Origin of the sequence: Bacillus sp. GMs2/2, assembly GCF_050172095.1 — a bacterium.
In the GTDB taxonomy this organism is placed as follows: Bacteria; Bacillota; Bacilli; order Bacillales; family Bacillaceae_G; genus Bacillus_A; species Bacillus_A cereus.
This window is the reverse complement of the sequence record NZ_JBNLYE010000032.1, coordinates 17,686-29,247: the sequence shown is the minus strand read 5'-3', so window position 1 is coordinate 29,247 and position 11,562 is coordinate 17,686. Positions and strand designations below refer to the sequence as shown.

Sequence of the window (11,562 nt, the reverse complement as noted above, 5' to 3'; positions counted from 1 at the left end):
CGAAAAGATAAAGAAAATGTTTATTTAATATTAAAAAACACAAGGTGTGTCTTACAAAGACATTCCTTGTGTTTTTTATATTCTTTATAAAATTCTCACTACATTTAAACTTGCTGTAATCGCACCTGCTATAGTGGTCACATGCCCTGCACCTAATGGACCATTTTGTAACACTAATGTTGAATTTGCACTTGTTACATTGACTAGTAACGTATTGGAAATAGCAGGTTCTAACACTACAGTCGATGTCGTTACATTTAGTATAAAGCTCCCTGCTACTTGTGTTCCGTTTAATAGTAATCTTACAGACACCGTTTCATTCCCACCAGTTGCATCCGCTTGAAAATAATAACTTACTAAATATATTCCTGGCGTGGATACCGTGACAGTTGTTGCACTAGTTAACGATACACCTGTTCCATATACAGTGGATCCAGAATTAATTGGGATGGTAGCATTTGCCGCAATTGCACTTGTTGATGTAGAGAAGAAATAGCCACCACCTGTCGATATAGCAGATGATCCTGTTGCTCCTGTCAAGCCAGTTGGACCTGTTGCTCCTGTTGGGCCCGTTACCCCCGTTCCCCCTGTTGCTCCAGTTATTCCTTGTATGCCTTGGATTCCGGTTGGTCCAGTTGCACCAGTCACTCCTGTCGCTCCTGTTGCGCCGGTTGCTCCCGTCACACCTTGTGGGCCTTGAATTCCTTGGATTCCTTGTAGGCCTGTTATTCCAGTCACTCCGGTTGCTCCCGTCGGACCCGTTATCCCTTGCAAACCTTGGATTCCTTGGATTCCTTGTGGACCTGTTACTCCCGTAGAGCCGGTCGCTCCTGTTGGGCCTGTTACTCCTTGTGGACCTTGGATTCCTTGAGGACCTTGAGGGCCCGTTACTCCCGTCGGACCTGTTGCACCAGTTGCACCGGTTGGACCCGTCGAGCCAGTTATACCTTGTATGCCTTGAGGTCCAGTCGGGCCTGTTGGACCAATCGGACCTTGAATTCCTTGCAGACCTTGAATTCCCTGTGGACCGGTTGGACCTTGTATCCCTTGTATTCCCTGAATTCCTTGCGGGCCTGTTGCACCAGTTGGACCGGTTGGACCTTCTGGGCCTTGCACTCCTTGTATTCCAGTCGCTCCCGTTGGACCTATATCTCCTTGTGGACCTTGAATTCCTTGGATTCCTTGAGGACCAGTTGGACCTGTTATACCACTTATCCCTTGCACTCCTTGTAAACCTTGAGGACCGGTTGGACCGAGTGGACCTTGGATTCCTTGTAGCCCCTGCAAACCAGTTGGACCTGTCGCTCCCCTTACTCCTTGCTCACCTTGTAGGCCTTGTATCCCTTGAGGGCCAGTTGGACCGATTGACCCCTGTGCCCCTTGCACTCCTTGTGGACCAGTCGGACCGGTTGGGCCTTGGGGACCTTGTATTCCTTGTAGACCTTGCGGACCTGTCGAGCCGGTTACTCCTTGTATCCCTTGTGGACCTTGAATGCCTTGATCACCCGTTGGACCCGTTGCCCCCATCGGTCCCTGTACTCCTTGCACTCCTTGGATTCCAGTTGATCCTGTTGGACCCTGTATTCCTTGCACCCCTTGAATTCCAGTTGATCCTGTTGCTCCGGTCGCCCCTGTTGCCCCTGTCGCTCCAGTCGGACCGGTTGGACCCCCTGGTGATCCTGCTGGACCGGTTGGACCGGTTGGGCCTCCGGGTGGACCCGTTGGACCTGTCGCTCCAGTCGGGCCAGTTGCAGAACCTGTCGGCCCAGTTATCCCAGTTGCTCCTGTGGGGCCGGTTGGACCTGGATCACCTTGTAAACCAGTTGGGCCGGTTGGACCAATCGGCCCCTGTAGTCCTTGTACTCCTTGTATTCCTGTTGGACCTACCTGCCCCATTTCTCCCTGGGGACCTTGTAAACCTTGAACACCAATTTCCCCTTGCGGCCCCATTGGCCCTTGCTCCCCTTGAATTCCTTGAGAACCAGTTGGACCGGTTGGACCAATCGGACCCTGTAGTCCTTGTATTCCTGTTACACCTTGTAAACCACTACCTCCTAAATTACCTTGAACACCCTGTATACCAGTATTTCCAGTTGGACCGGTTGGACCATTTTCTCCTTGCACCCCTTGTATACCTTGTATTCCTGTCGGGCCGATTGGACCGATTGGACCTTGTACGCCTTGTATCCCTTGTATTCCTGTTGGACCGGTTGGACCGATTGGACCAGGAATTCCTTGTATCCCTTGAATACCAGTTGGACCAGTCGGACCTCTTTCGCCTTGTATTCCTTGAACACCTTGTATTCCCTGTGGGCCTTGTTCTCCCATAGATCCTTGGATACCTTGAGCACCACGTGGGCCTGTTAAACCAGTTGGACCAGTTGGACCATTTTCTCCCTGCACCCCTTGCACTCCTTGTATTCCTTGAGGACCAGTCGGGCCGATTGGACCTTGTACGCCTTGTATTCCTTGCGGGCCAGTCGGTCCACCTAAAGAACCAGTTGGACCGGTTGGTCCAGTGGGCCCCTTAATACCTGGCAACGGAAAAGGAATAGGTGCTTGAAACTTACTACACTTATCTTGATTTTCCACAAGCATCTCCTCCTATTTATAACGCATCAAGTTAGTTTCAATATATTTAAACTAGCTGTTGTCACTCCTGATAATATCGTTACGTATCCAATATCTAACGGACCATTTTGTAATGATAACGTAGAATTCGGAGAAGTAACTTCAATGACCAACGTATTTGAAATCGCTGGTTCTAATACAAAATTATTTTTTGTGACATAAAAAATAAAACTACCTACGACTTGCGTTCCATTTAATATAAGCCTCACCGAAATTGTTTCATTTCCACCAGTTGGACTTCCTTGAAAATAATAACTTACCAAATATATTCCCGGCGTACTTAACGTTACAGTTGTTGCATTTGTTAAACTGACATCAGAACCAAAAACTGTAGATCCAGAATTAATTGGTATTAACGCATTCGCTGCAATTGTACTCGTTGAAGTAGAAAAGAAATAACCGCCCCCGCTAGGTAAACCAGTCGCTCCTGTCGCTCCCGCTATTCCCAAGAAACCTATTGAACCTGCACTACCAGTTGCTCCTGTCGGTCCCACCACGCCACTTGGGCCCTGACTACCTTGTGCTCCAACTGGGCCTATACTACCACTAGCACCTGTCACCCCACTTGCTCCACTTGGGCCTTGCAATCCTTGAACCCCTTGTATACCTTGTATTCCTTGCGGACCCGTTGCACCTGTATTGCCTGTCGTTCCCGTTATTCCTTGTATTCCCGTAATCCCTTGCACTCCTTGCAAACCTTGTGATCCAGTTGCCCCGGTTGCTCCAGTAGCTCCAGTTTCACCCGTTGCACCTGTAATTCCAACATTCCCTTGTAGGCCTTGAGGTCCTTGACTACCTTGCGCTCCTTGGACTCCTTGAGAGCCTGTTATACCGATTTCCCCTGTATTTCCTTGGGGACCTCTAATTCCTTGCGCACCTGTTGGACCCGTTATTCCTTGTAATCCTTGAGGGCCTTGCAAGCCAATAGCTCCAGTCGGTCCTATTATTCCTTGCACTCCTTTGGGACCTTGTGCACCTTGTGTGCCTGTCAATCCGGTAGTCCCTTGTATCCCTTGAACACCTTGAGGACCTTGTATTCCAGCTGCTCCTGTTTCTCCTTGTATACCTTGAACTCCTTGTATACCTTGTGCTCCAGCAGGACCGGTTGCTCCTCGGATTCCTTGTACACCTTGAGTTCCTTCCGCTCCTGTAATACCAGCTGGACCAGCTACGCCTTGTATTCCCACCATTCCTTGTGCACCTGTTGGACCAGTTACTCCCAGCGGACCTTGTATTCCTTGAGAACCTTCTGCACCTGTTGGACCAGTTACTCCCAGCGGACCTTGTATTCCTTGAGAACCTTCTGCACCTGTTGGACCTGTTATACCTTGGTTACCTTGTGGACCTTGTGCCCCTTGTACTCCAACTGCTCCAACTACACCTGGGGAACCTTGTGCACCTCTTACACCTTGAGGACCGGTTGGACCTGTTATACCTTGCACTCCTTGCGCTCCAATTGGTCCTATCCCTCCGCTTACACCTGTTGAACCAGTCGCACCCGTTGGACCTGTTGGACCTCCTGGTGGACCGGGTGGGCCAGCTGGGCCAGTCACCCCACTAGAAGGGCCAATTGGACCGGTCACTCCCGTCGGACCGCCCGGTGGTCCTTCTGAGCCTCGAATACCAATGCTACCCGTCGCTCCCGTTATACCTCTTATTCCTTTTATCCCTTGAAAACCTGTTGCTCCCGTTATACCTTGTATTCCTTGCACACCTTGTGGTCCTTGTAAACCTATTGCACCTGTTATCCCCTTTATTCCACTTATACCTTGGGCACCTTGCATTCCAGTAGAACCAGTTGGACCCACTTCACCTTGGATTCCTTGTGCTCCTTGTGGGCCTTCCTCTCCAGTAATTCCTTGTATCCCTTGGAAGCCGTCTTCTCCTTGTATACCAGTAGCCCCTTGCTCTCCTTGTATTCCTTGAACACCTTGAGGACCTTGTGAACCAGTTACACCCGAGACTCCAGTTATGCCTCTCTCTCCTTGCATTCCTTGTGCCCCTGTTTGTCCTCGCTCACCTATTTCCCCTTGTATTCCTTGTGTGCCTTGTATACCTTGACTACCAGCAGGACCCGTAGCTCCTTGTATTCCTTCTAATCCTTGTACTCCAATATCACCAATTAGACCTTGGTTACCGATTAATCCTTGAGCACCTTGGAGACCAGTCGGACCAGTTATACCTTGCTCTCCTGTATCACCAATAGCTCCTTGTATTCCTTGTGCTCCTGTTGTCCCTCGGGGACCTTGTATCCCCCTGATACCTTGAGGACCTTGGGGCCCAGTTGCTCCCGTCGGTCCAGTCACCCCTATAGGACCAACAGGACCTTCATGCCCTCCAGTTGGACCGATCGGACCACTATTACCTGTCGGACCCGTTGCTCCTATAAGCGGAAGAGGCAGTGCCACTCCAAATTTTTTGCACTTTCTATGATGACGCACAACAATCCTCCTTCCCAAAAATAATTACACTTTTTATATGAAATGCATTTTTATAAGAAAAGTACATCTCTGACCTTATTTTTTAAAAAATAAAGAAGCCTATCATTTCATCTATTTGAAATGATAGGCTTATTTTATAAAAACACTTTACTTTCTAGCTTTAATAATAAAAGTAGTCGGCACCATTCTAGCTTTATATAAAGAATAATACTTCGTAGACGGCTCAGCTAGTTCTCCATCAAACGAGCTTGATGGTTCAGGCTCTTCTATTAATAAAAAGATTCGACCATCATATGTGACAGTCGAATCTTTTTATTTTTCATATTCAAGGTAATTATGTCTTTTACAACCAAATAAATAGCAAGCTCCTATATAATCAGTTTCAAACTCTAATCCTGGAACATATCCAGATTTGATACGTTCTACCATTGTGTTATAACAATTATTCTCTTCTGTATATTCCTCAATTAACTTTTTCTTATCATTTTCTGTCCAGTTTTCTTCTACTTCTTCATTCTAGACATCTTCTATTTCTGCTGTTTTCGCTTCGATAGATTCCCGTATAACTTCATTTATACGGGAGAAATTATTCGTTTTATATAGAGCATACACAAATCTACCAATCCAATTAGGACTTTTCCAGCATTCTTTATATCCCTTTTCGAACCATTCAATTGCTTCTTTATAGCAATTCAACTCAACATATAAATCTGCTACATTAATTTCCCCTAAAAAATCATCAGATTCCCTGTTAAAAGTATCTAACTTCTCTTTTGCTTCTGTCATTCGTTCTAAATCAATTAAACATTTTACATAGCTATACATGATATAGTCCGAATCCCCTGCAACTCGCAAGAAAAATTCTGAAGCTTTTTCCAGCTCTCCAAGGTTATAATGCGCTACAGCTACATTATGATATGCTTGAAATAGACTTTTGTAATGCTTCTTTCGCTTCTGTCCATTTTTCTTGTTTTATGTAAATGTCCCCTAAGATGTTATAAGGAAAGTATGAAGAAGGATTCAACTTAACAACTTCTCTTATTAATTCAAGAGCTTTATCATCATTCTCTTCCTCATAAAAATACATCCAAGCAAGATTATTGAGAGATTGTACACCTCTAGATTTATGTACTGCTTGTTGAAACAGTTCCATTGCTTCCTCATATTTATTTTGTTCAAACATTTCAATTGCCCTCTCGTTAATGTTCAAATAACTACCTCCGAAGTGAATGAATTCATCTATTCCCTATCATTATTGTAAAATGTAAAAATTGTAATTCCCACAAAAAATTTCTTTCTCCTGTCTACATTTCGATTGAACTAGAAGCTAAAACACACGAATTTACAACAATAAGTAAATTTTTCAGTCTCTCTTACATTGGATATACAGCCTTTTTTAATTTACATATTATGGTACAATAAAAAGAGCACTAGCTAAACATTTACGCTCCACACTAGCAGTCTAACAATGCCAAAATCAAAAATCACATAGAATCGGAGGGGATGTTATGAAAAGGAAATTACTTGTTCTTCTATTCACCGGAATCATACTATCAGGATGTTCAACTATAGCAGAGAATTCTTTAGAAAACGGGAAAGGCAGTATGGAATTATTAACACCAACGATCACAGCAAAAGATAATGAGTTAGAAATTAAGACAGAGGGAATTGATGAAAATAAAGTAACTTTTATTTATGTTGCTAATAAAAAAGTGTTAGAACAAAAGCTAAAGAATGGTGAATCCTACAAGCTTAACATTAAAGATATCGAACACGCTCATCGGACAGACTACAAACCAAAAGTTCAACTTTTGCAAACGAAAGATGATAATGATGATGGAGAAATAGTAACCTTCAAACAAGTTAGATATACAGTTAAAAACTAATTTTAAAGTTGTTTCATTATAAATGTAACGAACGAAAATATACTTTTAACAGTAGATAAATGTAAGGGGTGCTAACATGAAAAAACGATGGATTTCTTGGTGGATTGGTAACCTATTTTGGATTATCGTTTTTGGAATATGGGCCGCTATTATTTGGTTACGAGAGGTTGATGGTGCTGGTGTTATTCAAACACCTGAAATTAAATCAATATCACTTATCGTTATATTAATCGCGTTTATCATACCGGTATTTTTTCAAGTTATATGGCTAATCATTAATTTGAGGATGAGTAGAAAAAATAATTATACGATTTAGTTTTTCAATTAACAATAAAAAAGAGAGGAATCTACATCAAAATAGATTCCTCCCTTTTACATTTGGACTTATACTGCGCTTTTAATGCAGCACTACTCCTCTTTTTTACGATGCATGTTCATCTTTCTTTTTCATTAACGCTCTTTTCTTCATCGCCTTCGTTAAATATCCACCCTTAAACGAGCGAATTTCATACGAAGACATAAACGCTTTCGGTGCAATTTCATTAATGATTTCTAAAAGCTCTTTCTCCCTAGAACGCTTTGCGACGATATCTAAGCGATAACGTATAGAATTAATACCTTCGCCCTCAAATACTGTAACGCCAAATCCAGAGTGACGTAATTCATCTACTAATTCATTACAACGGTCTAGTAAACTAACTTGATACGTAATATAACCAATTGCTAATTTATTCTCTATATAACCGCCTAATAACAGTCCCGCACTAAAGCCAATGACATAGGCAACGATGTTCATCCAATTTGATAAATCTTGAAACACAATACCTAAACTGACAATGTAAATAGCTCCTTCTAACAATCCAACACCAGCAGCGGATCTTGTTTGATTCTTTACAAGCAAAATCGTACGGATTGTTAAAATGGGAACGTAAATAATTTGAAGCACAAAAATAAGTAGCGCTTGTAACATTGGTATCCACCTCTTTCAAAAAGTCTTTTGTCATAATAACATACATAACCTTTAGAAATCGATGGGTTTTTTAAAAAATTTTTATTATTTTTCATAGTATTGAAAAACACAAAAAAGAAGCGTATTATATTTGTCGTTAATTTGGTTACTTGTATCAAATTACTAAAATAAAAAAGGAACCCGATTAGGTCCCTTTCATCATAGCTCTATGTTTTTCGAAGCATGTTCCCTTTGCTTCTCTTCTTCTTTCACTAACTGCATATTTGCATACGCTAAATTTGCAATCATTAAAAAGTGACCACCTAAAATACCTGTACCGAATGCCCACATTTCCATCTCATGCTCAATTTCATACATGATGATAGCTCCTAAAATAGCAGCTGCAAATCGGTTTAAAACTCCTAATCCAGGAGCCTTTTCCTTCATTACGATACTTTTTCCGAGTTTCTCCACTCTGCGAGCTAATAACCAAAGACAATAGGCGCTTACTGCTAATCCAATACCGAACCCTGTCACTTGTTTTCCAAACGGAGTAATCGTCCACATAAGTAGTAAACCACTAAAGATCACATACAATTGTAATCGATATACACGTAAGGCTTCTTGAATCAAAATATCCGCTCCTAAGTTCTCATTTTTTGTACTTTAGAAGAAAAGCAGCAACTTACACAGTTGCTGCTTTCTCTTCTTCTTGTTCTTGTTCCATCTTACGAATTTCAACACGTTTAATTTGGTAAGCGTCTTTTTCTAACACTTTAAATTCATAACCTTCCGCCTCAACGTGTTGTCCTTCTTCGATTTCATGATTTTGCATCATAATCCATCCACCGATTGTATCCACATCATCTTCTTCGATGTGTAATCCAAATAAATCTTTCACTTCTGAGATAAGCACTTTTCCATCAACAATGATATGTTGCTCGTTTACATGTTGGATTGGTGGTGCTTCATCTTCATCATATTCGTCACGAATTTCGCCGACGATTTCCTCCAAGATATCTTCAAGCGTTACAATTCCGGCTGTTCCTCCGTACTCATCATATAAAACAGCCATCGGAATTCGCTTCTTCTGCATTTGAAGTAATAAATCGTGAATTGGAGTCGTTTCCATCACTTCAATAATCGGACGCATATACGAGCGAATAGATGATAAATCTTTTTGATCCTCGGTCATATATCGAATAAAGAAATCTTTTACGTTGACCATACCGATAATATCATCTTTATCTTCTCCAAAAATCGGATAACGTGTGTATCGCTCATTTTGGATCACTTTCATGTGTTCTTCTACTGAATCTTCCAGGTAGAAACCAACGATTTCTGTTCGCGGTACCATAATCTCTTTTGCAATACGATTATCAAATTCAAAAATGTTATTTACATACTTGTATTCAGCTTGATTAATTTCGCCACTTTCATAGCTATCTGAAAGGATAAGACGTAATTCTTCTTCTGTATGAGCTACTTCATGTTCTGAAGCTGGCTTTAAACCGAATAAACCAGTTATCACACGAGCTGAACCGTTCAATACCCAAATAAATGGATACATTACTTTATAGAACATCATTAATGGACCTGCCAATAATAACGTTACCCTTTCAGCCTTTTGAATTGCCATCGTTTTCGGAGCTAATTCCCCTACTACAACGTGTAAATACGTCATAATCATAAAAGCAAGACCAAATGTTAATACTGATGAAATAGAAGGATTTAAGTTCCATTTCTCAAATAACGGGTGTAATAACTTTTCAATTGTCGGTTCACCTAACCAACCTAATCCCATAGCTGTAACTGTAATACCTAATTGACAAGCAGATAAATATTCATCTAAATTTGTTGTTACCTTTTTCGCTGCTAAAGCACCGCGTTTTCCTTCCGCAACAAGCTGATCGATACGGCTTGAACGTATCTTTACAATCGCAAACTCTGCTGCTACGAAAAATCCAGTAAATGCGATTAAAATCGCAACCATGACTAAATTAAATATTTCCAATGAATCCCCTTAGTTAAAAAACTAAGGTGTCCACCTCCTGTATACTATAATGTTTTCTTATTTGTTCGTTAGAAAACATAGCCCGATACAAAAATTAAAGAGGTCGGATTTCACTTATTCTATAATAATAGAGCAAGTGTCTGTATTAAAGCTGTCGTTTGACCAGATAAAGATTTCGATATTTTTTCACGTTGTGAATCAGTCAATCCATCTAAAAGCGGCTTTAACTCAGTAAGTTCCACTTCTAATTGATGAATATGGTCTGTCACTTCATTCACTTGTTTCGAAACGTGTTCATTGATACCGAGCAGCTTCTTCTTCTCCTCGATTTTCTCTTTAATCTCACAAAGCGGCATATGCATTTCTTTGCACTTCTCAATAAATTGTAATGTCTCAAATGCTGTTTCGTCGTAATAGCGATAATTAGATTGAGATCGCTCCGCTTTTAAGATACCTAGATTCGTATAATAATCAATCGTTCGTTTCGACACGTGAGCCATGAGAGCCAACTGTCCGATTCGATACACCTTCCCAACGATCTTCCCCCCTTGTTTATATTACTTACATCATACAATACATAAACTGTACAGTCAAACGTGACGGTTTATTATTCACAATTTATACAAAATCCCAATCTCCTCCTATGATGATTCAATACAAGTAATCTACACTTATACAATAAAATTACTAAACTACTACCTAATCATTACATTGTCTGCCACTTTTAACCTTTCTTATTTAAAAGCATATCCTACTAATAATGATTGCTTGTATAGGAGGGAATTAATATGAAAAAGACAATCATTTCTCATTTTTATAATGAAGAATACCTACTTCCATGGTGGCTTATGCATCACACGAAAATATTCGATCACGGCATTTTAATTAATAGAGGGTCTACAGATCGTTCCGTAGAGATTTGTAAACTATTAGCACCCCACTGGGAAGTACGAAATTCAAGATTTCTTGAGTTTGATCCAACTAATACTGATATTGAAGTGATGGAAATTGAAAGAGAAGTTTCAGGTTGGAAAATCGTTTTAAATACTACTGAATTCTTTTGTTGTAATAATACTGAAGAATTTTTTTCATCTCTTCATACACTAGGCCAAAACATGTATGCGATTAGAATGATTTTAATGATAGATAATCATAATTATAATTATTCAAAGCCTAGATATTCTATCCCCTTAGTAGAACAGCGATACCACGGTGTCTTCCCTTATAACCCAAATCTCGGATGTGCTTGGAGATTTATTCACAATCATCTAGACGGTGCATATTTACCTGGTAGACATCATTCGCGACACGGATATATAATTTATGACTATCCTTCATTTATTTTAAAATTTTATTTTAGCCCTTGGAATGAACAATCAAAGGCAAGAAAATTACAAATTACACCTACCCTTTCAAAAAGGGGTGTTCAAATGGGACTTCAAACACATTACGGTCAATCTCCTGAAGTACTGGACATACGTTTTTTAGAGCTTAGTAACCTAACACAAGACCTCCGTCATAACCCTGAATATCAAGAATTATTTCCAAAATTCAAACCGTAATATTTTCTGCATCGTCATCACCTCAAACATTTTCATTCACTTAATCAAAAACAATTTCATTTGCATAAAACATGAATAC

Annotated in this window: 9 protein-coding genes and 2 pseudogenes; 3 read left to right on the top strand and 8 right to left on the bottom strand. The window is 40.8% G+C overall.

Annotated features, from left to right (window positions below; genetic code table 11):
- Window positions 1–84: 84 nt before the first annotated feature.
- The 4 genes and pseudogenes from ACQGS6_RS07710 to ACQGS6_RS07695 form a co-directional block, all read right to left on the bottom strand.
- Window positions 85–2,598, bottom strand: a complete 2,514-nt coding sequence (locus ACQGS6_RS07710; RefSeq protein WP_426965008.1) for a BC_3345 family exosporium-associated protein — start codon at window positions 2,596–2,598, stop codon at window positions 85–87.
- Window positions 2,599–2,618: 20 nt separating this feature from the next.
- Window positions 2,619–5,072 carry a collagen-like protein gene (locus ACQGS6_RS07705; RefSeq protein WP_426965007.1) on the bottom strand — a complete coding sequence of 818 codons (2,454 nt, stop codon included), beginning with the start codon at window positions 5,070–5,072 and terminating at the stop codon, window positions 2,619–2,621.
- A gap of 147 nt (window positions 5,073–5,219) precedes the next feature.
- Window positions 5,220–5,342, bottom strand: a pseudogene (locus tag ACQGS6_RS07700) (SAM-dependent methyltransferase); the annotation flags it as partial.
- Window positions 5,343–5,384: 42 nt separating this feature from the next.
- Window positions 5,385–6,282 (bottom strand): annotated as a pseudogene (locus ACQGS6_RS07695) (tetratricopeptide repeat protein).
- Window positions 6,283–6,580: 298 nt separating this feature from the next.
- On the opposite strand from ACQGS6_RS07695, the gene ACQGS6_RS07690 reads away from it, so the two are divergent.
- Window positions 6,581–6,958, top strand: a complete 378-nt coding sequence (locus ACQGS6_RS07690) for a hypothetical protein (protein WP_000823780.1) — start codon at window positions 6,581–6,583, stop codon at window positions 6,956–6,958.
- 76 nt (window positions 6,959–7,034) lie between these two features.
- Entirely contained in the window at window positions 7,035–7,274 is a 240-nt protein-coding gene (locus ACQGS6_RS07685; protein ID WP_000747695.1) for a DUF3923 family protein, read from the top strand.
- Between the two features lie 105 nt (window positions 7,275–7,379).
- On the opposite strand, the gene ACQGS6_RS07680 is transcribed toward ACQGS6_RS07685, so the two are convergent.
- The 4 genes from ACQGS6_RS07680 to ACQGS6_RS07665 form a co-directional block, all read right to left on the bottom strand.
- Window positions 7,380–7,928 (bottom strand): DUF2179 domain-containing protein, encoded by a 549-nt coding sequence (locus ACQGS6_RS07680; RefSeq protein ID WP_000938438.1) that lies wholly within the window; start codon window positions 7,926–7,928, stop codon window positions 7,380–7,382.
- 198 nt (window positions 7,929–8,126) lie between these two features.
- On the bottom strand, window positions 8,127–8,540 hold the full coding sequence (locus tag ACQGS6_RS07675; protein ID WP_000613876.1) for an ATP synthase subunit I: 414 nt from the start codon (window positions 8,538–8,540) through the stop codon (window positions 8,127–8,129).
- A gap of 52 nt (window positions 8,541–8,592) precedes the next feature.
- Window positions 8,593–9,921 (bottom strand): hemolysin family protein, encoded by a 1,329-nt coding sequence (locus ACQGS6_RS07670; RefSeq protein ID WP_000402258.1) that lies wholly within the window; start codon window positions 9,919–9,921, stop codon window positions 8,593–8,595.
- A 119-nt stretch (window positions 9,922–10,040) separates the two neighbouring features.
- Window positions 10,041–10,448 carry a MerR family transcriptional regulator gene (locus ACQGS6_RS07665; RefSeq protein ID WP_000285635.1) on the bottom strand — a complete coding sequence of 136 codons (408 nt, stop codon included), beginning with the start codon at window positions 10,446–10,448 and terminating at the stop codon, window positions 10,041–10,043.
- 261 nt (window positions 10,449–10,709) lie between these two features.
- On the opposite strand from ACQGS6_RS07665, the gene ACQGS6_RS07660 reads away from it, so the two are divergent.
- Complete coding sequence (locus tag ACQGS6_RS07660; RefSeq protein WP_000750973.1) at window positions 10,710–11,483, top strand: glycosyltransferase family 2 protein; 774 nt, start codon at window positions 10,710–10,712, stop codon at window positions 11,481–11,483.
- The last annotated feature ends 79 nt before the right edge of the window (window positions 11,484–11,562 follow it).

Coding starts and splice junctions, on each gene's coding strand:
- ACQGS6_RS07710 (WP_426965008.1), bottom strand. CDS start 2,598: ATGCTTGTGGAAAATCAAGATAAGTGTAGTAAGTTTCAAGCACCTATT.
- ACQGS6_RS07690 (WP_000823780.1), top strand. CDS start 6,581: ATGAAAAGGAAATTACTTGTTCTTCTATTCACCGGAATCATACTATCA.
- ACQGS6_RS07685 (WP_000747695.1), top strand. CDS start 7,035: ATGAAAAAACGATGGATTTCTTGGTGGATTGGTAACCTATTTTGGATT.
- ACQGS6_RS07680 (WP_000938438.1), bottom strand. CDS start 7,928: ATGTTACAAGCGCTACTTATTTTTGTGCTTCAAATTATTTACGTTCCC.
- ACQGS6_RS07660 (WP_000750973.1), top strand. CDS start 10,710: ATGAAAAAGACAATCATTTCTCATTTTTATAATGAAGAATACCTACTT.